This is a genomic window from Streptomyces hirsutus, from assembly GCF_001418415.1.
Taxonomy (GTDB): domain Bacteria; phylum Actinomycetota; class Actinomycetes; order Streptomycetales; family Streptomycetaceae; genus Streptomyces; species Streptomyces hirsutus.
In genome coordinates this window covers 1-22,342 of the sequence record NZ_LIQT01000048.1, presented here as the reverse complement: position 1 = coordinate 22,342, position 22,342 = coordinate 1, and the positions used below count along the sequence as shown (strand labels likewise).

General features: G+C 68.8%; 15 protein-coding genes and 8 pseudogenes. 4 read left to right on the top strand and 19 right to left on the bottom strand.

Features of this window, described 5'->3' with window-relative positions:
* The 7 genes and pseudogenes from AOK11_RS04310 to AOK11_RS04285 form a co-directional block, all read right to left on the bottom strand.
* On the bottom strand, positions 1 to 336 hold a 336-nt coding region (locus AOK11_RS04310; RefSeq protein ID WP_055592280.1), incomplete at its 3' end, for an IS5 family transposase.
* Positions 337 to 892: 556 nt separating this feature from the next.
* Positions 893 to 2,284: an NAD(P)-binding domain-containing protein gene (locus AOK11_RS04305; RefSeq protein WP_167353759.1), complete on the bottom strand. Its 1,392-nt coding sequence runs from the start codon at positions 2,282 to 2,284 to the stop codon at positions 893 to 895.
* 504 nt (positions 2,285 to 2,788) lie between these two features.
* Positions 2,789 to 3,061 (bottom strand): annotated as a pseudogene (locus AOK11_RS39115) (transposase family protein); the annotation flags it as partial.
* A 24-nt stretch (positions 3,062 to 3,085) separates the two neighbouring features.
* Complete coding sequence (locus tag AOK11_RS04300; protein WP_079034625.1) at positions 3,086 to 4,327, bottom strand: IS701 family transposase; 1,242 nt, start codon at positions 4,325 to 4,327, stop codon at positions 3,086 to 3,088.
* A gap of 362 nt (positions 4,328 to 4,689) precedes the next feature.
* A complete protein-coding gene (locus AOK11_RS04295; protein ID WP_055592276.1) occupies positions 4,690 to 5,100 on the bottom strand; it encodes a DUF6069 family protein in 411 nt (136 codons plus the stop codon).
* On the bottom strand, positions 5,097 to 5,708 hold the full coding sequence (locus AOK11_RS04290) for a TetR/AcrR family transcriptional regulator (protein WP_055592275.1): 612 nt from the start codon (positions 5,706 to 5,708) through the stop codon (positions 5,097 to 5,099). Before AOK11_RS04290 ends, AOK11_RS04295 begins: the two co-directional genes overlap by 4 nt.
* A 125-nt stretch (positions 5,709 to 5,833) precedes the next feature.
* Positions 5,834 to 6,289, bottom strand: a pseudogene (locus AOK11_RS04285) (transposase family protein); the annotation flags it as partial.
* A gap of 245 nt (positions 6,290 to 6,534) precedes the next feature.
* Here AOK11_RS04285 and AOK11_RS46635 point away from each other — a divergent pair.
* Positions 6,535 to 7,639 (top strand): annotated as a pseudogene (locus tag AOK11_RS46635) (IS630 family transposase).
* On the opposite strand, the gene AOK11_RS46115 reads toward AOK11_RS46635, so the two are convergent.
* From AOK11_RS46115 to AOK11_RS04255, 4 genes and pseudogenes are all read right to left on the bottom strand, one after another.
* Entirely contained in the window at positions 7,631 to 7,759 is a 129-nt protein-coding gene (locus tag AOK11_RS46115) for a hypothetical protein (RefSeq protein WP_276204793.1), read from the bottom strand. The pseudogene AOK11_RS46635 and the gene AOK11_RS46115 sit on opposite strands and share 9 nt — an antisense overlap.
* Positions 7,760 to 8,550: 791 nt before the next feature.
* Positions 8,551 to 8,996: pseudogene (locus AOK11_RS04265) on the bottom strand (rhomboid family intramembrane serine protease); the annotation flags it as partial.
* A gap of 468 nt (positions 8,997 to 9,464) precedes the next feature.
* Positions 9,465 to 10,193 (bottom strand): SDR family NAD(P)-dependent oxidoreductase, encoded by a 729-nt coding sequence (locus AOK11_RS04260; RefSeq protein WP_055592272.1) that lies wholly within the window; start codon positions 10,191 to 10,193, stop codon positions 9,465 to 9,467.
* A 17-nt stretch (positions 10,194 to 10,210) separates the two neighbouring features.
* Positions 10,211 to 10,447: pseudogene (locus AOK11_RS04255) on the bottom strand (transcriptional regulator); the annotation flags it as partial.
* Positions 10,448 to 10,628: 181 nt separating this feature from the next.
* Here AOK11_RS04255 and AOK11_RS43805 point away from each other — a divergent pair.
* The 3 pseudogenes from AOK11_RS43805 to AOK11_RS46625 form a co-directional block, all read left to right on the top strand.
* Positions 10,629 to 11,122 (top strand): annotated as a pseudogene (locus tag AOK11_RS43805) (alcohol dehydrogenase catalytic domain-containing protein); the annotation flags it as partial.
* A gap of 54 nt (positions 11,123 to 11,176) precedes the next feature.
* A pseudogene (locus tag AOK11_RS46630) lies at positions 11,177 to 11,347 on the top strand (IS3 family transposase); the annotation flags it as partial.
* A 48-nt stretch (positions 11,348 to 11,395) separates the two neighbouring features.
* A pseudogene (locus AOK11_RS46625) lies at positions 11,396 to 11,500 on the top strand (hypothetical protein); the annotation flags it as partial.
* A 266-nt stretch (positions 11,501 to 11,766) separates the two neighbouring features.
* Here the strand turns inward: AOK11_RS46625 and AOK11_RS04240 are convergent.
* The 8 genes from AOK11_RS04240 to AOK11_RS04205 form a co-directional block, all read right to left on the bottom strand.
* On the bottom strand, positions 11,767 to 13,746 hold the full coding sequence (locus AOK11_RS04240) for an oxidoreductase (RefSeq protein WP_055592270.1): 1,980 nt from the start codon (positions 13,744 to 13,746) through the stop codon (positions 11,767 to 11,769).
* Positions 13,747 to 13,794: 48 nt separating this feature from the next.
* Positions 13,795 to 14,778 carry a substrate-binding domain-containing protein gene (locus tag AOK11_RS04235; protein WP_055592269.1) on the bottom strand — a complete coding sequence of 328 codons (984 nt, stop codon included), beginning with the start codon at positions 14,776 to 14,778 and terminating at the stop codon, positions 13,795 to 13,797.
* A 1-nt stretch (position 14,779) separates the two neighbouring features.
* Positions 14,780 to 16,000, bottom strand: coding sequence for an FAD-dependent oxidoreductase (locus AOK11_RS04230; protein ID WP_055592268.1), 1,221 nt, complete (start codon positions 15,998 to 16,000; stop codon positions 14,780 to 14,782).
* Positions 16,001 to 16,030: 30 nt separating this feature from the next.
* Positions 16,031 to 17,080 carry a cupin domain-containing protein gene (locus AOK11_RS04225; protein ID WP_055592267.1) on the bottom strand — a complete coding sequence of 350 codons (1,050 nt, stop codon included), beginning with the start codon at positions 17,078 to 17,080 and terminating at the stop codon, positions 16,031 to 16,033.
* A 157-nt stretch (positions 17,081 to 17,237) separates the two neighbouring features.
* On the bottom strand, positions 17,238 to 17,996 hold the full coding sequence (locus AOK11_RS04220; protein ID WP_276204794.1) for a GntR family transcriptional regulator: 759 nt from the start codon (positions 17,994 to 17,996) through the stop codon (positions 17,238 to 17,240).
* Between the two features lie 158 nt (positions 17,997 to 18,154).
* Positions 18,155 to 19,345: an ABC transporter ATP-binding protein gene (locus tag AOK11_RS04215; protein ID WP_055592265.1), complete on the bottom strand. Its 1,191-nt coding sequence runs from the start codon at positions 19,343 to 19,345 to the stop codon at positions 18,155 to 18,157.
* Positions 19,346 to 19,358: 13 nt separating this feature from the next.
* The gene (locus AOK11_RS04210) at positions 19,359 to 21,152 is read right to left on the bottom strand and encodes an ABC transporter permease (RefSeq protein ID WP_055592264.1); all 1,794 of its coding nucleotides are present in this window, start codon (positions 21,150 to 21,152) and stop codon (positions 19,359 to 19,361) included.
* A 9-nt stretch (positions 21,153 to 21,161) separates the two neighbouring features.
* Positions 21,162 to 22,211, bottom strand: a complete 1,050-nt coding sequence (locus AOK11_RS04205) for an ABC transporter substrate-binding protein (RefSeq protein ID WP_055592263.1) — start codon at positions 22,209 to 22,211, stop codon at positions 21,162 to 21,164.
* Between the last annotated feature and the right edge of the window lie 131 nt (positions 22,212 to 22,342).

The following is a 22,342-nucleotide window of genomic DNA, read 5'->3' as shown; positions in this document are numbered from 1 at the left end:
CATGTTCACCGAGTCGATCGCGCAACGCGACCAGTCCAGCTCGCCGCGGGCTCCGAGTTCGTCCAGGACCAGGCGGTGGAGCCTGGCCCAGACCCGGGCCTTGGTCCACTCGGTGAACCGGCGGTGGGCCGTTGCCCCGGACGGCCCGAACGACGCCGCGGGAAGCTGCTGCCAGGTGCAGCCCGACGTGGCCACGAACACGATCGCGGCCAGCACCTCGCGGTCACCGTGCCGGCGCCGGCCGCCTCCCTGGGGCCGTGAGGGCGCCTCCGGCACCACCCGCTGGAACAGTTCCCACAGCTCGTCCGGCACCAGCCGTTCAACGATCCCTGCCATGGCCGACAGCCTACCGAGCCAAATGAGATGACCTCTAATGACTCTTGCAGAAGTGAGTGAGTCAACCATCAGCCGCAGCGGCCTGTATCAGGAAATCGCAGCACTCGAGAGTGGCCGAGCACTGAACGGCACTGGCTACTTGCCCACTACCTCGCGGATAGCATCGCCCGCCTGACACACGGCAGCCCTCGGCCGAGATGCCTACCGTCCGCTGTCTTTCGAAGGCCCCAAGTTGCTCACTGTATTCGACCAGGGCTGCCCTTGGAAGTGATCGTTGCGTTCTGCGCGGATCATGGAGGCCAGGGTTCTTGAGCGGGTCGCGCCGATGCCGAGGCGATTGCGGAGGGTCTTCACAGGGCTGCGGCTCGATCCCCCCACACACACAAGCCATCCGGCACGGCCCACGGCACGCTCCCACGACCCACGGCGCACTCCCCCTGGCCCCGGCAACCGACATCCCCCAGCTGTGCCCACCCCATGGATACGGGTCAGGGGCCCGCAGCGAGAGCTGCTGGGCCCCTGACCCGTAGTGGGGTCCGCCCCTGACCTCGGGGAATTACGCCGCCAGGCTGCGCTCAGCGTTCTGCAGGGTCTTGGCGGGGTCCTCGGCGAGGTAGCGCTCGATCGAGTCGTCGAGTTCTTCGAGCCACGGTGTGTGGTGCTCGGCGGCGAGGGTTCCCGTCATGACCGAGCGGTAGGCACGGTCGCGGTAGCACATGATGTCGGCCTTCTTGTCGCGCTTCCACGCGAGGAAGATCTCGACGACCCGGTCGAGGTCGAACTCGGGGTAGTCCGTCTGCCGCAGCAGATCACGCACGTAGTCGGCCTGGAAGCGGACCTCTTCGGCGTCCGAGGAAAGCTTCTCGAAACGTTCCCGCCACTCGGCGATGGAGGCGGAGCGTTCGGTCTCCGACGGCAGCTCGGCGCGGCCCAGGATGAGGTCACGTACGTACCAGGCCTGCGCGTCGAACATGTTGAAGGTGAACCACTGGTCCTGCGCGCCGAGGTAGGCCAGACGCGGGTTGTCCTGCCACACGACACCGCGGTAAAGGCCGTCCGGGTACACGTTGTTCGGGGAGGCCAGCGCGAGCTCGTCGGGCAGGAACGGGTACTTGTGCAGGTAGCCGGTGCACAGGACGACGGCGTCGATGTGCTTCGAGGTGTCGTCGGTGAAGTGGACCGTGTTGCCCTCGATGCGCTTGATGACGGGGCGTTCCTCGAAGCCCTCGGGCCAGTCGTAGCCCATCGGCGCGGAACGATAGCTCGCCGTCACCGAGCGTGCGCCCATCTTGAACGCCTGGCTGCCGATGTCCTCGGCCGAGTAGCTGGAGCCGACGACGAGGACGTCCTGCCCCTTGAAGGCTTCCGCGCCGCGGAAGTCGTGCGCGTGGGCGATGTGCCCGGGGAAGGTCTCGATGCCAGGGAAGTGCGGCACGTTGGGGAAAGCGAAGTGGCCGCTGGCGACGACCACATGGTCGAACTCCTCGGTCGTCGATTCTCCGGTGGGGAGATTCTCGACCGTGAGCGTGAAGACCTCACGCTCGGCGTCGTATTCCGTCCAGCGCACGACGGTCTGGAAACGGATGAAATCGCGCACGTTCGTCTTCTTCAGCCGAGCGGCGATGTAGTCCCACAGAACCGGGCGCGGCGGGTATGAGGAGACGGCGCGACCGAAGTGCTCGTCGAAGGTGTAATCAGCGAACTCCAGCGCTTCCTTCGGCGCATTCGACCACAGATTGCGGTACATGCTCGAGTGCACGGGCTCCCCGTACTCGTCGAGTCCGGTGCGCCAGGTGAAGTTCCACTGGCCACCCCAGTCAGCCTGTTTCTCAAAACAGACAATCTCGGGGATGTCCGCCCCCGCGCGCGCTGCGGTCTCAAAGGCCCGCAGCTGAGCCATGCCCGAGGGGCCGGCACCGACAATCGCTACTCTTTTTCTGTTCGTCACGTATGTCCCTTTATTTTCGCCATGCGGCCCCGCATCCACCCTCACGGGCAGGGCGGAGTCATCCGGTCGCCGGAGTCCGCATGTATCGACCGGTCCAGAGAGACGGATTTCTTTTGACCGTAGCAGGATTGGCCCAGTTGCGCTAATTTGCTGTCGCAATCAACTGCGTCAACCTGTCGGAGGTGCGGGCCGCGACAGCCGGTCCGGCCGTGCGGCTACAGGTCGACATCAAGCCCCACTCTCGGCGGATGAACTGCAGCTTCGTCACCTCGTCGGGTGTGATGGGGTCGTCTGCCGGGCTGGCCGCGAAGGTCGTCGCCCTGCATGTCTTCACCCTTTGAACTTCACATCGGCAACGCAGCGGAAGGGTGGATGGCGCCCTGGCGGAAATGTGCCCGACCGCAGATCCTTCCCGGTCTGCGCAATCTCATTCCTCCGAGATGCAGAAGGAAGCGGATCCGCAATCTGGTTCTCCGTCTTGTCCGAGTGAAGGAGGGTTTTCCATCATCGGTCTGAGCTGGCCAGATGAAGGCAGAGGACGGCTTGGACGAGGCTGGTGATCCGGGTGGTCGAGCACCGGAGCTTGCGGAGGAGCCGCCAGGACTTGAGAGTGGCCATGGCCTGCTCGACGAGTGCGCGGATCTTCGCGTGGGACCGGTTCACCGCCTGCTGACCGGTGGACAGGGTCTCCCACCGTCCCCAACACGGGGTGCGGACCGTGCCGCCGGCACCCCGGTAGCCCTTGTCGGCCCAGCACGTGATGTCGGCCTCGGCTAGTACTCCAGCCGTAGTTGTGGATCTTCATGGTGTGGCTGTGCGGCGGCGGTAGTGGCATGTGCGGGCTCGGGCTTGATGCCGGCGGCGCCATAGGGACCAGTGCAGACGGTGTTCGCGTTGGTTGTCGGGCGGCGTTGTGGGGGTGGCAAACAGTCGCTGGATCTCGTTGCAGGTGAGTGGGATCAGACCGTCGGGGACGGGGTGGTCGCGGTGCTCGCGGGCGCGGACGACGGCGAGGAAGGCATGCGCGAGCATGGCCAGGGTGACCCAGCGCAGCCAGGGGGTGTAGCGGCGGACTTGGTGCTCGTCCAGGCCGGCGAGTCCTTTGCCGGCCTGGAAGGTCTCCTCGATCCTCCAGCGCATCCCGGCGACGCGTACCAGCGTGCCGATCGGCACCGGATGGGGGCTGAAGCAGCGGTAGTAGGCCAGTTCGCCGGTGGTGCGGTTGCGGCGGATGAGCAGCCGGTAGACGCCCGCGACGGCCTCCGGGAGCAGGTCGATGGCGGCCCAGTCGTAGTGGCGCGGCCCTTTCGCGCCGCCTCCGGCGGACATTCGCTGCCAGGCGGTGCGCGGCACCTTGCGTACCAGTGAATCGACACGGAACTTCCCACCGGCCGTGCGGACTTCGGTGCGGCACGAGACGGCCATGACAGACCCGATCTGGCGCTCGGCCAGCATCTGGGCCAGAGCGGGGTTGCCTCCATAGACCTCGTCCCCGGTCACCCAGCCGACCGTGTGCCCGGTCTCGCAGAACCGCTCGATCATTGCCACGGCCAGCTGCGTCTTGGTCGCAAAGCGCGTGGTGTCGGGCTCCAGCCCGGCCGCCCGGCATCGCTGAGGGTCCTCGGCCCAGGTGCGGGGCAGGTACAACTCCCGGTCCACAGCGGCGTGTCCACACTCGGTGGCATACACCAGGTAGACCGCCACCTGCGCATTTTCGATCCTGCCCGCCGTGCCGGTGTACTGACGCTGCACCCCGACCGTCGCCTGCCCCTTCTTCACATCGCCCGTCTCGTCGACGATTAGCACCGCCTGCTCGGTGCCCAGGTGGTCGACGACGTACTCACGCAGATCGTCACGGACTGCGTCCGCGTCCCACTTCGCCCGCTCCAGCAGATGCTGCATCCCATCCGGTGTGGCCTCGCCGGCCCACTCCGCGATCGTCCAGCAGTTCTTCCGCGGCAGGTCCGCCAGCAGCCCTCGGATGAACTTCCCTACCCGACGGCGGGGTTCGGCACGCGCGAACCGTCCGGCTATGCGCCGCATCAGCCCTGCGAAGTCATCGTCCCAACGGCCCGGGTCTACGCTGTGACCAGCGGCCACCGCCTGATCTTCAGTCTTCACCCACCGATGATCATCGGTGGCCGCACCCGTCTCCGACCCCACCCCAGACCTCCCCGACCTCGCCTACGGCTCCGACATCGCCAGCATCGGCCTGACCATCCCGGCGGTGGCCATCGCAGCGATCTGACACGAGGGTCCGCTCTTGCTGGGCCTCGGCCCGACCCACCAGGTATCGCTCTTCATCTCGATCGTGGTGGGCACTTTGACGGTCATCCCCGGCCGCGCAACGCTCTGGCAGGGCTGCCTCCCTCTGGTGCTGTTCGCGGCGTACTTGGTGCCGGCGGTCACCCCCTGGCGGCACCGGCTTCCGCCCCGGGGGACCTGCCGCCCAGCCCCGGGATCAGCACCGCCGCCACCGCCAGGTGCATCAGAGCGAGAAAGACCCGGGTGCCGCCGTCCATGCCGTCGCCGAGGAACGGCAGGAAGGACACGGCCAGTACGGCGCCGGCCGCCCCGGTCCAGATGGCGCGGGCACGCCGCGCCCCGAACCGCTCCAGGGCGGCCAGCAGGCCCCAGCCGGCAAGCGACGCGAGCAGTGCGACGACCGCCACGGGCACGGCGCCGATGTCGAGTGTCTGCTCGCCGTCGGCGATCCGCAGCCGGTGCCCCAGCAGTGGGTCCGCGACCAGCCACACCAGGACGGGGGCCAGGACGGCCAGGGCCGTAACCCCCAGGCGCCTTCTCCGCGCGCTCACTTGGCGCCCCCCGAGAGCGCCCCGTGCAGGAAGACCTCCACCAGCTCCTGCGGGGTCAGGTCGGGCTCGTCCTCCGTACGCGGCTGGGCGAAGAGCAGCCCGAAGAAGAGGGCCGCGATCTGCTCCGGCGGCCGGCGCAGGACGGTCTTGTCGGGTTCCAGCAGCTCTGCGAGGGCCGCGCGGATGCGGGCCGTCGACTCGTCGCGGCCCGCGCCGCGCACCGTGCCGGGGTGCTTGCCGCCGCGATGCCCCAGCGAGCCGGCGATCGCGCCCATCCTGGACAGGTGCGCCTGCAGCGCCTCGGCCGCCTCCGCGAGCCGGTCGGGCAGCGGCTGGGATACGTCGATCGCGTCGAGCTCGCGGACCGCGTGCTCGGGGGAGAGCGCCTCGGCCATGCAGGCCTGCAGCAGCTCGTCCTTGTCGGCGAAGACCCGGAAGATCGTGCCCTCGCCGATGCCCGCGGCGCGGGCGATCTTCGCGGTCGTCACCGCGGCGCCGTACTCGGCGATTAGCGGGATCGCGGTCTGGATGATCATCGCGCGGCGCTGCTCCGGCGACATGCCGGGGGCGCGGCGGCGGGTGGTCGGGTTCTCCTTGGGTGCTGTCATGACCGCGAGAGTACGGAGTGAGGACTCACTCCGTCAATGAGTGAGTCCTCACTCCGCTCACTTTTCCCGCACTCGGCTGCTTGCCGAGGGCAGCCCACCAAGATCCACAACTACGGCTGGAGTACTAGGGCGTCGACGATGCCTTGTTCGCGAGCCGCGCGGATGTCGTGGACGGCGCCGGGCAAGGCCGGTGAGGCCCACAGCAGCCGGCCGAAGGGATCGGCAAGGACCTGAACGTTCACCCCGTGCCTCTTGTGCTTCCCCGAGTAGAAGGGCCGGTCCGCGGCGATCCGGTCGATCGGCACCAGGGTCCCGTCCAGCAGCACGAACGCCTTCAAGGATGCTTTCCGGACCGCCTCCGCAAGGGTCGGCGCGAGAGCGGCCAGGACCTCGACGGCCTCGGTGATGTACCGGTACGCGGTCGTGGTCCCGATGCCGAACCCGGCCGCGAGCTGGGCATACGGGTGGCCGTTGCGGAGATGGGCAAGAGTGAGCAGGGCCTGACGGCCGACGCTCAGGCGCCGCCAGCGGGTGCCGAGCTCTTGGCGGCGCTGACGGAGCTTGGCGGACAGGAAGCGCAGGGCGGAACTGGACACGTCGACGCGATGGGGCCTCCCCTGCTCTGGGGGCACCTCCCAGCGGTAGCTGGGGGAGAAGCCGAGAGCTCGGGGAAGGGTAGACAAGCACACGAAGCCTCTGGTGGAGACGGATTTCTTGGTCGAAAACCCATCTACCAGGGGCTTCACCTGTCTGTCACCCCAACTGGCCCTCCAACCCGACAGGTTGGAAAGAGCTCAGTTATTGATCGTCGCGGTATGACGTCGTCATGCGGTATGTGCATGGGGGCGGGCTGACGTCCAAGGAGCAGCAGAAGCGGGAGCTGGTGCGCCTGGAGTCCGCCGAGCGGTTCGCTCGTGGGGAGCCGACCGAGACCGTCGCGCGGGGCCTTCGAGTAACGGTGCGGTCGGTGCGGCGCTGGCAGGGGGCGTGGGAGCAGGGTGGTGCGGACACGTTGCGCTCGACGGGGCTGCCTCGGTGGAACGGTTGAGCCGGGCGCAGTGGGAGCGGCTGGAGCGGGAGTTGAGGCGCGGTCCGCTCGCACACGGCTTCGACGACGAGTTCCAGGGCTGGACGCTGAAGCGGATCAAGCTGTTGATCGGGCGGATGTTCCATGTCGGCTACACCATCCAGGGCGTGTGGAAAATGCTGTGGCGGCACGGCTGGTCCGCTCAGGTGCCGGTACGGCGGGCCCTGGAACGCGACGAGGAGGCGATTGCGGTGTGGAAGGCCGAGGTGTGGCCTCAGGTAAAAGAACCGCGGCCCACCTGGGCGCCCACATCTGCTTCGAGGACGAGACCGGCCAGGGGCTGAGGCCGCTCAAAGGGCGCACCTGGGCCCCGTGCGGGCAGCGGCCGGTGGCGCGGGTGCGCGGCCACAACCGCGGGCGGGTCAACATCGCGGGCGTGGTCTGCTACCACGCCGGACACCGCTCCCGCTTCCTGCTCAGGCTGCACATCTGGCACGGGTGGCGGGGCGAGTCGAAGGCGTTCTCCTGGCGCCCGTACCGCGATCTGATCGTCATGACCCACGTGCAGCTTGGCACCCCGGTGGTGTGGTGCTGGGACAGTCTGAACGTGCACCTGGTCAAGGAGCCGGCGGACTTCGCCGAGGAGCACAAGGACTGGTTACGCACCTTCCAGATGCCCTCGTATGCTCCGGAGTTGAGCCTGGCCGAGGGGATCTGGGCGCTGCTCAAGCGGCACCTGGCCGACTTCGTTGCGGCCGGCCTCGCCCACCTGACCCGCGTGATCAAGCGGAAGCTGAAGAAGGTCCAGTACCGGCCCCATCTGATCGACGGCTGCCTCCCACCCACCGGCCTGATCATGGACTGCGACGTGATCAGTGCGTCGGACTCCGCGAGTTCAACCTGAGTACGCATTCCCGCCGAAAGCCTTGTGCTTCTGGCTGAACCACCAGTCGCTGCTCTTCTCACGCACGGCGGCGCCCCAGTCCGACTCGATCAGCGTGCCGTCGAGGATCACATAGGTCATGCCCCCGCGGCAGTAGCGTTCCAGGACCTCATGCAGGTCGGGGCCTGGTCGGCTCGTGCCTGTGACTGCCAGTACGGCAGTGCAGCTTTTGCTGTTCCAGCCATCTGAAGACATCGGACCTCTTGTACTGGACCTTCGCATTTCTGCCCCGCCCAAGCTTGTAGCCCTTGAGCCCAGCTTTCGGGCTTCTCTGTATACCCAGCTCTCGGACATGTTGATCATGGCTGCGAGCTCGGAAGTATCCATGAGTACGGGCTCCACAGTGGAGCTGCTGCCCCCCCCAGCAGAATGAGGCCGAGGAGTCTTCTCGGAGCGGTTCCGTCCCGTGTGCATCGGCGTCTCTTCTCTGTTCAGTGAGGTACTCATCGGGGCCAGAGGACCATTCGCCAAGACGGACGACCGGCCTGGTCGAGGTGGGAGAATGATGCGGAGTATCGCCGGTTTGGCTGACCGGGGAACTCCGGCTATGTTCCGCGCCGCCTCGTGATGCGGCACCTTCGACATGGGGTGCTCGGGGGTCCTGTCGGACTCGGCTGTGAGCCTCTGGGGGCCTCCACTCCGAGCCGTGATGGATGGGCTCGGCGTGACCCCTGTGGGGCGCTTCTTGCCTGACTGGGCGTCAGGAAAGTCGGCAATGGGTCAGTGTGAGCCCTGCTGGAGGCTCGAAGATCTGGCAAAACATGCAGGTGGTTGGATCATTCAACAATCGTCGACCGGCCCGGAAATGAAAACGTCTCTTATGCAAAGCGGTTCCGGGTTTCCTTGCGCTGCCCGGCCCCCGGCGGGTGGCCCTACCAGTCCCCTCGCGTCTGTCGTCCGAAGCGGATGCCGCCCGGTTCGGGTGGTGGGGGAGTGCCCGGTTTGAGGGGCCAGGCGAGCAGCATGCCCGCGACGAAGCCGACCACGTGGGCCACGTACGCCACCGCTCCGGCGCTGGTGACGCCTCCGCCCGAGGAGTAGACCGCCTGCAGCGCGAACCACATGCCGAGCACGATCCAGGCCGGCAGCCGCAGCGGCAGGAAGATCAGGAAGGGGGCGAGGACCCAGACCCGTGCCTTCGGGTAGAGGACCAGGTAGGCGCCGAGGACGCCGGCGACGGCTCCCGAGGCGCCGATCAGGGGGTGGGGGAGCCGGTGTTCGTGAGTGCGAATCCGTATGCGGCCGCGTACCCGCAGACCAGGTAGAACAGCAGGTACCGCACGTGCCCCATGCGGTCCTCGACGTTGTTTCCGAAGATCTGAAAAGTGGGCATCAGTGCAGGTCATATGCATGATTGCTGAGCCCTGGGTCAGCAAGTGGCCAGCAAGCGGCGAGCGGGAGGCCCCGCCTTGCCGACCGAGGGGAGCGTCAGCAGGACCAGGTTCGCCGGTCCACTCGTCCCCGGAAGGTGTCGCTCCTTGGCTCGTCAGCCCGCCTGCGGCATGGGCCCCTTCTTCAAGCCCAGTCGTGGCCCGCACGCCTGCACCATCCGGTTTCGCGACGCTCGGGCAAAGCAGTGAGAGGAAACCGGGTATCGGACTCAGGACGCGGCGGTCGAAAGGCTGACGGAGCTGTACGCCGACCGGAAGAAGACGTCTCCCTCGGTGGCGGAGGCGGCCTGGTAGTAGCGGCCTCAGCGAGGGGTCTCGCCACCTTCGGCGAAGGTGGCGAGACCCCTCGCATGGAGCCTGATACAGCAGCGCACCGCGTGGACGTGCGCCGCCGGTCAGGCGAGGGCGGTGCCCGTCTCTTCGCCCAGCGTGTGCAGGAGACGGTCCTGGAAGTTCTCGTCGAGCACCGAGGCGTGCGGCTGTTGACGTTGCTGGTGGTACCAGTAGCCGCCGCTGGTCAGTGCCTGCGGGTCATCGCTGGAGGCCAGCCACGCCTGCGTCCGGTGACCGAGCTCGAGATCGTCCGGCGCGCCGGGGCCGCCCATCTTGGTGGGCACCCAGCCCGGGTCCACGGCATTGCTCAGTACTCCGGGGCGCAGGCGGGCCACCGCGGCTGCGAGCGTGGTGAGGAACAGCTTGCTGTCGGCGTACGAGCCGGGCTTGTCACCTTGCCAGTCGATGCCGTTGAGGAAGATCCGCCCCTGGTAGTGCGAGCCGCTGCTCAGGTAGATCAGCCGACGCGGCCCGCGCAGCAGGGCCGTGAGCAGGTACGGGGCGATGATGTTGACCGGCATGACCGCAGGCCCGCTCCATACGCCGGCATTGTGGATCACGGCATCGAGCGGTGCGGCCTCGTTGAGTTCGGCGGCGATGCGCCGCACCACGTCACGATCCGCGAAATCGCCCAGGACCAGGCCCGCCCCGCGGTCGACCAGTCCCTGCATGCCGGCCGCGCGCTCCTCATTGCGGGCGTGCACCACGACTTCGTGGCCGGCGGACAGCAGTGCGTCTGCCGCGGCCCGCCCCAGCCCGTCGGCAGAGCCCGTCACCAGGATCCGACTCACGATCGCACCGCTCTCAGCTCGTCGTGGGCTGCTGCGCGGGCGACGGCTTCCAGGACGGCCGGAGAGCCGCCAGCGAGGCTGCCCCGCTCCAGCTTCGCGTAGTACTCCACGCTCATGTCAGCCGGCGCGGTGACCTCGCCTCTGCGCAGTCCCGGCACGCGGCACCGGGACCCGCCCGGCAGCCCGGCCCGCTCCGGGGTGATCCTGGCTCGCCGCGAGGTCAGGAACTCGCGGACCTCATCGCGGTTGTCCATGTCTCGACCGTACGGGCCGAGTGCTGCCGGAGCGATGTACCGCCGGTACATCCCTCATCCGTGACTCGCTGTACGTGTGGAAGAGCGGTTGCCCGGAAGTGGCAGGGCACACTCGGGTGCCCTGGCCGACTTCACGCGGGCGCCTGCTGCCCGTCCCCTCAGCACGTAAGGAACCACCCTCATGCGCGGAGCAGTGATCCACGCCCCCGGCGACGTCCGCTTCGAGACGCTCGACGACCCGAAGATCCTCCAGCCCACCGACGCGATCATCCGCACCGCTGTCACCTGCGTGTGCGGATCGGACCTGTGGCCCTTCCGTGGTCTGGACACGGTCGACGAGCCGCACCCGATGGGCCACGAGTACCTCGGTTTCCTCGAGGAGGTCGGCAGCGAGGTCACTGCCGTGAAGCCGGGCCAGTTCGTCATCGGTTCGTTCGCCACCTCGGACAACACCTGCGCCAACTGCCGTAACGGCTCCCAGTCCAACTGCCTCGACCGCACGTTCATGGGCACCTGCCAGGCCGAGTACGTGCGCATCCCAACGCCCCGGGCACCTTGGTCGCCACCGACGAGGTGCTGGGCGAGAAGTTCTGGCCCGGTCTGCTGGCCGTCTCCGGCATCGCCCTGATCGGCACCCGCGACGGCACCGTCCTCGAAGCACACCCCGGGGAAACCGTCAGCCGCCCGCCCGGCGAAGAGCACTGGCACGGTGCCGCCTCCGACCGGTTCATGCATCACAGCGACCGCGGGTCGCAATACGTGTCCATTCGGTATACGGAGCGTCTCGCCGAGGTCGGCGCCTCGGCGTCGGTTGGCTCCGTCGCGGACTCGTACGACAATGCGATGGCCGAGGCCTTGAACGGCACGTTCAAGGCCGAATTGATCGACCATCAGGGTCCGTAGCGGGGCTTCGACGAGGTCGAGCGGACCGTCTTCCAGTGGGTCGCGTGGTACAACGGTGAACGGCTCCACTCCGCCCTCGGCTACGTGCCCCCCGACGAGTACGAACAGGCGTACTGGACGAGACAGGAGCAAGTTCCGCAGACCGCTTGATCACACGATCGCGAACTCCACGAAACTCGGGGCAGCTCAGTTCCGCCTGGGCCGTCTCCGGTGGGTCATGGAGACGTCGATGCTGAAGACTCTGGCCGGGAAGCACCGGTCGAGCCGACGCCCCCCACCTCCAACGCCCTACGGAGAGCTTCGAGCCTGACGCCGGCAGCGTCGCCATCACCAAGACATCTCACGGAGGGTTGATCCGGCTGGCGCCGGAAGGTGGGCAGGGATCGCCAGGCCCCTGCCCGCCTTCCGGTGCCCCCTCAGAGACGGGAGCCGATACGGGCGCCGTCGAGCGTGGCATGCACCAGCCGTCGCGGCGCCAGGCAGTCGCCGATGCGGTAGAACTCGCCGCCGGTCTCGGGGAAGTCGACCGGCTCGGCGCCGGTGGCGAACACCACCGAGTCGAAGGCGCCGATGTCGGAGGTCTCCCCGGAGAAGACGTTGCGCACCTGCGGGCGTGCTCCCCCCTTCACCAGCTGGGTGAGCGCCTCGATCCGTACGTGCTTCTCCAGCAGCCGCTTCGTCAGCAGGTGCAGGATCGACGGCTCGGCGGCCTGACCGGGCAGGATGCACTCCGACAGCAGCACGACCTTCTTGCCGTGGCCGGCCAGCAGGTCGGCGGCGGCCAGCGGCGCGAGGTGGTCGTTGAGGCCGCCGACGACCAGCACGTTCTCACCCAGCTCCGTGAGGTCCGTGTCGAGGATGTCCAGGGCGGTGTAGGTGCGGGTCTCCTCCAGGCCGGGGAGGTCCGGGACGGCCGGGAGCGCGCCGGTGGCGACGACCACCGTGTCCGGCGCGATCTCGGCCACGGACTCGGGGGTCACCTCGAACCCGAGCCGCACCTCCACCCCGGCCTCCGCCACCTCCCGGGCGAGGTCGTCGATCAGCGAGGCCATCTCGCGGCGGTGCGGGTCACGGGAGAGCAGGGTGATCTTGCCGCCCAGCGTCTCTTGCTTCTCCGCTAGCACCACCGAGTGGCCCCGGCTCGCCGCCGTGCGGGCACACATCAGGCCGGCGGGGCCACCGCCCACCACCAGGACCCGCTTGCGCCGGGTGGGAGCGGGCACGTCCAGCTCGCGCTCCCGGCCCGCCCACGGGTTCACCGGACAGGAGGAGACCCGGTCGGGGTAGTGGCACTCGTTGATCCCGATGCACTTGTGGATGCGGTCCGCCCGCCCGGCCGCGGTCTTCTTCACGAACTCCGGGTCGGCGATCAGGGCGCGGGTGGTGCCCACCAGGTCCGCGACACCGCTGCGGAGCACGCCCTCCATCAGCGCGGGGTCGTTCATCCGGCCTGTGAGGATCACCGGCACGGAGACCGCCTCCCGGACGGTGGCCGCGGCGTCCGCGTTGAAGCCGGGCTCGTAGTGGCTGGAGGCGACGTAGGGGAGCACCACGCCGTCGTGCAGGGCGCCGATCGTCCCGGCCGTGATGTTGACGTAGGCCAGGGAGGACTCCACGGTCTTGACGACGGCCGCGATGTCGTCCGTGGTCAGCCCGCCGGGGTGGGCCTGGAGGCCGCTGATGCGCATCCCGATGGGGAAGTCCGCTCCGCACTCCTCGCGGATCGCCTCGAGCACCTCGGTCAGGAAGCGCATCCGGTTGTCCAGTGAGCCGCCGTAGCGGTCCGTGCGACGGTTGGTGGACGGCGAGAGGAACTGCTCGACCAGGTAGCCGTGGGTGGCGTGCACCTCGACGCCGTCGAGCCCGCCCCGCTGGATGCGCGAGGCGGACCGGGCGAACAGCCGCACCACCCGCTCCACTTCGCCGGTGGTCATCTCGCGCGGCTGGGCCCGCACGTGCGGGTCCGGTATGCCGCTGGGCGAGACCATCGCCTGGAAGGTCTCGGGCAGCCGGATAGAGCCGCGGTTGGCCACCTGGCCGAAGACCAGCGCCCCGTGTCGGTGCGCGATCTCGGCGCGAGCCCGCAGCGGCGGCAGGAGGAGGGAGTCGAAGAACTCCCTGCCCTCCTCGGTCTCGGGGTCGGCGGTGCCGTCCAGGTCCCGGGCGGAGATCCCGTCGAGCTGGCCGGGCGTGACATAGGCCAGGGTCGAGATGGTCTCGTTCAGGACCGGTATGCCGACCATCCCGACCCCGCCCGCGACCCGGGTCTCCAGGTACTGCAGGTAGCGCTCCTCGCTCATCTTCGGGTTGTGGGTGGTGAGCATGATCCGGTTGCGGACCGTCTTGCCACCGATGGCGAAGGGGCTCAGAAGCGTTGCGAACTCACCGCTGCTCATCAGCGTCTCCCAATGGGTAGGTCATATGCGGCGCTCGCGCGCCGCCCACTACACGACGAAGCTCTCGTGGGTCTCCGGGGCGAACAGTTCCTCGGGGGCCAGCAGCCGTCCGGTGAGCCCCTGCTCGTGCAGGTAGCGCAGGAAGGCCGTCAGGCAGGCGTGGTTGGGCGCCAGGCCGTAGGGCCAGATGTCCTCGCCCATGACGTCTCGTGCCGACTGCGCCGCCAGATGGCCCCACGGCAGCATCCCGGCCAGCGCGACGGTCTCGCCGAGCGCCCGGTCGGCGTGTTCCTTGGCCTCCTGGAAGGCGTCGGTCAGTGCCCTGGCGAGCCAGCGGTTGCGCTCGTAGACGTCGCGTCGCAGCACTACGGTGTGCATGATCGGGAAGATGCCGGTCCGCTCGAAGTACTCCTTCTCGGCGGCGGCAGGGTCCGCCCACAGCCGGCGCACCCGGCGGGTGCCGTCGGTGAAGTGGCGGGGCACCCGGGCGGTGTAGAGGGCGTCGATCTCGCCGGCCTCCAGCATGTCGGAGAGGTTCTGCCCCTCCGCGATCGGCGTGATGTCCACGCCGGGGACGTGGATGGCCAGCTTCTCGGTCCGGCCGGGTTCCAGCAATCCCCCGGTGCGGTAGGAGACCGAGTCCACCGGAAGCCCGTAGTGCTCGTCGAAGATGCCCCGCATCCACACCGCGGCCGTCATCTGGTATTCGGGGATGCCGACGGTCTTCCCCTTGAGCTGCTCGAGGTGGGTGAATTCGCTGTCGGCGTGGACGTACACCGCGTGGTGCCGGAAGGTGCGCGAGGGGAACACCGGGATCGCCACGAACGGCCGGTCCCGCTCCAGCGTCAGCGTGTACGAGGACAGCGACATCTCGGAGGCGGAGAACTCGCCGTGCCGCGCCATCCGGAAGAAGATCTCCTCGGCGCCCAACGGCAGCCAGGTGAGGTCCACTCCGGGGACGCGCACCCGGCCGTCGGCGAGCGCCGCCGTGCGGTCGTAGGGCCCGCAGGCCACGGTCAGGTCGATGGTCACTTCATCGCCCCTCGGTGTAGAAGTCGAGCCGGGCGGGCGGCTGCGGGGCGGGCGCCCCGCCGGTGCCGTAGAGCCACTCGGCGAGCGAGTAGTCGTCCGCTGTCAGGGAGCTGAACGCGAAGTCGCGCAGGACCGCGCCGACGCCGCCCAGGTGGACCATCTCCCCGAAGAAGCGGGTGTTGCGCTGCACCGCGGCGGCCCTCGGGAAGCGGATCTCCTCGTACTCCTTGAGCGCCGTGACCGGGTCGTCCGGGCTGTCGGCGAGGGCGGCGGCGAGCGCGACGGCGTCCTCCATGGCCTGGCCGGCGCCCTGTGCGAGGTACTGGCGCATGGGGTGGGCGGCGTCGCCCAGCAGCGCGACGCGTCCCTGGGCCCAGCCGGGCATGGGCTTTCTGTCGAACTGCTCCCACCGCTTGCCGAGGTCCAGGTGGTGCAGCGCCTCCCGCACGGGGTCGCAGGTGTCGGCGAACTTCTCGAAGAGCTCCTCCGGGGTGGCCCAGGTGTCGCTGCCCGGCGCACCGCGGTCGCTGCGGAACGAGGCCACCCTGTTGAGCAGTTCGCCGCCCTGGATCGGGTACTGCATCAGGTGCAGCCCGTCGCCCGCGTACAGGGTGACCGCGTCCTCCACCCCCTCGGGGCGGGGTCCGGGGCCGCGGTAGATGGCGTACCGGGAGACGGCCGGCTCGCTGTCGTCGAGCACCTCGCGGCGGACGGCGGACCGCAGGCCGTCGGCGCCGATGACGACGTCGGCCGAGTGCGTCGACCCGTCGGCGCAGGTGACGGTGGCGCCGCGGGCGTCCTGTTCGACGCCGACGACCTCCTTGCCGGTGAACGCCGTCACCAGGCCGGTGGCGAGGCTGCCCTGGAGCAGCGTGTCGAGCAGGTCGGCGCGGTGCATCACCGTGTACGGCGCGCCGAACCGCTCGGCGAGCGCCTGCCCGAACCGTGCCTGGTAGATCTCCCGGCCCGTGTAGGCGTCCAGGATCACGAACCGTTCCGGGAGCACGGCGGTGCGCAGCACGCTGTCCAGCACGCCGAGTTCGCCGAGCAGCCGGCCGGCGTTCGGGCCGAGTTGCAGCCCGGCGCCGATCTCCTTGATCTCCGGCGCGCGTTCCAGGACGTGCACCGACATACCGCGCCTGGCGCACGCCAGGGCTGTGGTGAAGCCACCGATTCCGCCGCCGATCACGAGAACGTGCGGCCTGCTTTCCGGGCCGGCCATGGGGACCTCTTTCCTCGGAGTCGTCATGGGTCAGGCGAGCTGTTCGCGGTAGAGACCGAAGGGTTCGAGCATCGGCCGGTCGCTCATGGCGAACAGGGTGACGTCCGGGCTTTCGTCCGCCGCGACGTGCTCGTACCAGCTCCAGGAGGGGACGACGAAGAAGTCGTTCTGCTCCCAGTCGTAGCGTCGGCCGCCGATCACGCTGTGGCCCGAGCCCCGGGTCACGCAGAACACCGTGCTGGAGGTGTGCCGGCGACGGCGGGTGCGGCGCCCGGCCGGCAGCAGCTGCGCGGCACAGCCCAGGGTGGGCATCACCGGACCGCCGGTCTGCGGATCGGTGTACTCGACGGTGACCCCGTGCTCCGGGTCGCCCTCCGACTCCCGCAGCCGCTCCAGACTCTCCAGGGTGGCGGCGTAGGAGTACTTCATCAGGGGCGAGTGCGCCCGGCCGGTCCGCGGGCCGGCCGGTACGATGCCGGCGCCGTACCGCGCCACGCTGTCGTCCTCGGCGACCCGCGCCGGCTGCATCCGCTTGTCCTCGAAGTCCTCGTAGAACTGGGCGTTGAGGCCGCGGACGAAGGGGACGTCGAGGCCGTCGAGCCAGATCATGGGCTCGTCGCCCACGTTGCGGTGGTCGTGCCAGTTCCATCCGGGGGTGAGGACCAGGTCGCCGGGCTCCATCAGCACCGGCTCGCCCTCGACGGTGGTGTGCCCCCGGCCGGCCAGCATCAGCCGGACCGCGGCGGGGGTGTGCCGGTGCGCGGTGGCCTCCTCACCCGGCAGGACCAACTGGTAGCCGGCAACCATGGTGTGCGTCGTGCCCCACTGGCGGGCGGGGTTGACGCCGTTGAGCGCCCGGCGCTCCGCCTCGCTGCCCAGGTCGATGGTGCGGCCCGCCTCCTCCATGAGGGGGATCAGCTCCCGCCAGCGCCACACGTGCGGGACCTCGGCCGGTTCGGGCTCCGGAGCGTCCGTGCCCGGGACCCGCCACAGCGGCACCACATGTGCCCCGGCCAGCCTCTCGTAAAGGTCCGCCGGTGAATCGGCCGGGGAATCGGTTCGGTTTTCCACCGTCGTCATATTTCCTTCACTCCTCTGATTCGGACACCCGGTACCGGGCCATCAAAAACGTCGTCGAAATCACCGGAAAAGGCAGCGTCCAACCCGCACACCCTTTCCAGAAGTCTGGAGAAGAGTGCGCTTTCTCGTGTTCCTGCGTTATCCGGCGTGCAGGGCGTCAGCTTTCCTCGGGCACCATGACCACGCCACCGTCACTCCTGATGTCCAGGCGTGAACGCCATTCGTACAGATCACCGCGGTACCAGCTGTGCAGTACGTCGATGGGGCCGTCCGCGGAGCTCAGGATCCGCTGGGAGAACAGCACCGGCGCACCCAGTTCGGTCTCCAGATGTCGGGCCACCTCGGTGTCGGCGAGCTGCGCCGACACCCGCTGCTCGGCTCCCTCCATGGCCACCCCGTCGCTGTGCAGCACCGCCAGCAGCCCGTCGGTGCGCAGGCGGGGATCCCGTGCGAAGTGCTCGATCTGCGGGGCCAGATAATGGGTCGAGTAGACGAACACCGTGCCGCCGGCGGTACGCCGGTTCCAGACGACGTTGCCGGTCTCCCGGTCGGTGCCGAGGGTCGCGCGGACCGAGGCGGGAAAACGGACCCCGATCTCCACCCCGACGTCATGGAGCGGCATGCGCGGCGTACCGGAGATGAGGTCGAGCAGGGACCCCCGGAAGACACTGCCGATCTTCTCTTCCGCGTCCCCGTACACGAACGTGCCTTTCCCCTGCCGGCGAAATACCAGTCCGCGGGCGATGAGCTCGTCCACGGCCTTGCGGATGGTCGCCTTGCTCACCGAGAACTCGGCGACGAGCCGGTCCTCGGTGGGCAGCGCTTCTCCCGCCGGGTAGTCACCCAGGCGAATCCGCTGGTAGATCACCCCGAATACTCGCTGATACAGAGGAGCGGGGGGTGGCGTGTGCTGCATCATTCCCCTAAGAGGTCACGGAGCATTTCAACCCTGCATAGTAACAGCCGGATAAACCGGCATGTGGGTGGATGGAATTCTCTCGGCGGACGTTCCGGAGGAAAGAAGTCCCTTCCGTCCGGAACGCCGGCGTTCTGGTCGTCGGCACAGCCGTTCGGCTACCGCGCCAGCACCCTGACGTCGGACGGCGCGACCGAGAGCCGCACGGAGCCGCCCGTCTCCAGGGGCACGTCCCCCGTCGCCCAGTGCATGACCTCGTGGTCCCGGTCCCCCAGCGTGATGCGGCTGTCGGTGAAGGATCCGTAGAACTCCGAGGTCCGCACCGTCCCCGGCCAGCAGTTCCCGCCGCCGTCGGCGCCGTTGAGGACCGTGCGGTCGGGCCGCCAGACCGCGGCGATCTCCTGCCCGGTGCGCAGGCCGTCCTGTCCGGTGGCGGCCTCGATGTCGCCCAGCGCGGTGGCGACCATGACGCTGCCGTCACCCCGGACGGCCGTGACCGTGCCCTCCACCTCGTTGAGCTTGCCGATGAACCGCGCCACCCTGAGGTTGGCCGGCCTGAGGTAGACCTCGCGCGGAGTGGCGACATGGGCCACGACCCCGTGGTCGATGACGGCGATACGGTCGGCCATCCCGATCGCCTCCTCCTGGTCGTGGGTGACGTAGACCGCGGTGAAGCCCAGGCGTTTCTGCATCTCCCGGATCTCCACGCGCAACTGGTCGCGCACCCGGGCGTCGACGTTGGACAGCGGCTCGTCGAACAGGACGATCCCGGAGTCCTTGACCAGTGCCCGGGCCAGCGCGACGCGCTGCTGCTGGCCGCCGCTGATCTGCGCGGGGTGCTGTTCCGCGAGATGCGCGATGCCCATCATCTCCAGCACGTCCATGACCCGCTCCCGGACCTGCTCCCGGGTCAGGCCCTTGTGGTGGCCCGTGGTCAGCGGGTAGGCGACGTTCTTGAAGATGGTCATGTGCGGCCACAGCGCGTACGACTGGAAGATCATGCTGATGTCGCGCTGCTCGGGCGGGACGAAGACACCGTCCTCGGCGGAGGACAGGATCTTCCCGCGGCTCTCGATGCTTCCGGCGTCGGGCTTCTCCAGACCGGCGATGCACCGCAGGAAGGTGCTCTTCCCGCAGCCGCTGGCACCGAGCAGCACCAGCACCTCGCCCTCGTGGATGTCCAGGGTGGTGTCATCGACGGCGGGCACCGACTCCCCGTCGCTGCGGCGGTACATCTTGCGGACGCCCCTGATCCTGAGCGCCGGCTCCGGAGCGGCCGGTGCCGGAGGGAGCGCGACGGCCTCGCGGGCCGTGACGTCTCCCGTGTCCAGGGATACGACATTCGCCATGACGGCTCTCCTTCTAGGACTGTTGACGGTTTCTGCGTGCCTGCCACATCGAGGTGGCGCTCAGGACCACCGCCACCATCACCATGGAGACGAGGGACACGAAGAGGGCCAGCGCCGCCAGTTCGGCGTATCCGCCGCCACCTTCGAAGATGGCCAGGAGCTGGAAGCCGATCACCGGCGTCCCGGTGCTCGCCAGGAGGGCCGAGGCCTCGACGTCCGCCATGATCCGGACGAAGATCAGGGTCCAGCCGGCGGCCAGGCCCGGCAGCATCAGGGGGAGGTAGACGGACCGGAAGGTGCGTCCCTGCGAGGCCCCGGAGAGCGAGGACGCCTGCCCCAGTTCCTTGCCGACCTGGCCGGCGGCGGCCTCCGAGGTGATGGATGCCTCCGGCATCGCGACCACCAGGAAGCCCATCAGCAGGATCAGGGCGGTGCCGCCGAGGAAGAACGGCTCTCCGGCGAAGGCCAGCACCATGCCCACCGCGACGACGACCGGCGGGATGGCGGCCGGGACCTTGGACACGGCCGCAGCGGCCTTCGCCACGGTGCCCGGGGAATGGACCGACAGCCAGGCGATGCCGCCGCCGATCACGACCGCGACCGTCGCGGTGGCCAGAGCGAACAGGAGGCTGTTCACGATCGCCTGCTGGTTGGCGGGGTCGGTGAGGATCGACCAGAAGGAGCCCAGGCCGAAGTTCTTCCAGGAGGGGTTGCCCCAGTAGCCGTTGAGGGTGACCAGGGTCAGCGCGCCCACGGGGAGGAGCACGGCGCAGAACAGGTAGAGCAGCATCGCCGCCCGAGCCATCCCGCGCAGCCGGCCCAGCGGGATGCGCTCGGTGCCCGATCCCTTGCCGCCCATCACCGCCGTACGGCCGCCGCGCAGGGACCGCTGCTGGAGCAGCCAGATCACGCCCAGCACCACCAGTTCCAGGCTGCTCAGCCCGATCGCGGCACCGGTCTGGGGCGGGTAGGAGGAGGTGAGCAGGTGGACGATCTCCACCGACAGCATCTGGATGCCCGCCGGCTCGGCGAGCACCACCGGTACCGAGAAGACCGCGAAGCCGAACCACACGGCCAGGAAGGCCGCGCTGAGCAGGCTCGGGCGCAGCGCGGGCAGCGTCACCCGGACCAGGGTCGTGAACACACCGGCCCCGCACATCCGGGACTGCTCCTCCAGCCGGGAGTCGAGGTTGCGCAGCCCGGCCGAGACCACCAGGTAGACGAACGGGACCAGGGTGAGGGTGTAGACGCCGATGACGGTGTACCAGGAGTTGGCGCTGAACGGCCCGGAGGTCAGGTTCGCCCCGAACACCCCGTTGGCCACCGCGCGGATGACCTTGTTGACGTATCCGGCGTCCGAGGACATCAGCAGCAGCCAGCCCACCGCCGTCGCGATGCCGGGCATCAGGAAGTTGACGACGGGGAGCACGTCGGTGAGGACGCCCATCCGGGCGTCGGTCCGCTCGTTGAGCCAGGCGAAGGCCGAACCGATGACCAGGGCCAGCGCGACGGAGCTGCCGGTCACGATGAACGTGTCGAGCAGGGTGTCACCCAGTCCGGGCAGGGCCAGGGTCTCGGAGACGGCCGAGAAGGTCAGTGTGCCGTCCACCCACACCAGACCGAGGACGATCCGCACCAGGGGATAGCCGATCAGCAGCGCCACTCCGGCCGCCATCAGCAGGACGACGAGACGGAAGGCGGTGGGGGAGGCTTTGCGGCGTGGAGCGCTCAGGGGGCGCACCGGGACATATGGCGGGCCGGCGGACGCGGGGGTCCGCTCGGCGTCGATGACGGAGTTCTCGCTCATGGTGCCCGCTCACCTGCCGCCGTTGAGGATCTTGGCGACCTCTTCGACCTTGGCGGGCCGGTAGTACTCGAGGTTGGGGTGCAGCAGTTCGAACTCGGTCTCCACCTGGGGCGTGGCTATCGCGCTGTTGGCGCCGTGCAGCGCCTGGCTGGCCTTCTCGGACAGGACGTAGTCGGCGAACAGCTTCTGGGCGTTGGGGTGGCCGGGCTCGGGGTTGAGCGTGTAGGCGAAGGCCGGTCCCGTGGCGCCGGGCTCCGGGAAGACGATGTCGACCGGCGCGCCCTTGGCCTTGGCGTTGTCGATGGCGGCCTTGCTGGCCACGCTCTGGATCGCGTACTGACCGGCGGCCAGCGACTCGGTCAGGCTGACCATGCCGCCGGGGTCGGGGAAGATCTCCTGCTTGCTCAGGCTCTCCAGGAAGCCGTCGACGTGGTCGTCGACGGTGCCGTAGTAGGTGGCGTAGCCGGAGCCGTCCTTGTGCGGGCCGTTCATCTTGCCCTTCCACTTGGGGTCGCCCAGGTCGGCCCAGGTCTTCGGGCGGTCCTGAGGCTTCACCAGGTCGGTGTTGATGCCGATGCCGAGGGCGTCGACGATGTACGGCGTGCCGGCGATCCCCTCGCTGTCGAGGAGCCACTTCTCGGGGTGGTCGGCGGGCAGCATTCCGGCGTCCTTGAAGGACGTGACGAGCCCTTCCTTGAGGGCCGTCTGGATGAACGGGACATCGGCGTGCAGGATGACGTCGGCGGTTTCGGCCGCCGACTTCTTCTCGGTCGCGTACCGCGCCGAGAGGTCGGGGCTGGTCGCTCTGAGGACCTTGACGGAGACTCCCCGGTATTCCTTCTCGAACCCCTTGGCCAGTGCTTCGCACGAGGCGGGGGTGAGGGAACAGTAGAAGACGACCTGGCCCTCCTTCGCGGCTGCGGCCACCAGGGTCTCGCCGGTGGTGGCGACCTCGCCGGCCTTCACCCCGGGCCCGCCTTTTCCGCAGGCGGTAAGCACAGCCAGGGAGGCGAGGACGGCCACGGTGAGCACACCGGTCCGGTGCGGGCGGTACTCCATGTTTCTATACCTCTCGTCGCGAGGCTGTTTCACAGCCGGTGTCGGTCTTTCGGTGCCGCGCCGTGTTCGGGCGTGCTCGTCGCGGAGGACGGAGCCGGCACCATCGCTCGGGGGGCAAGTGGGGGGAGTGG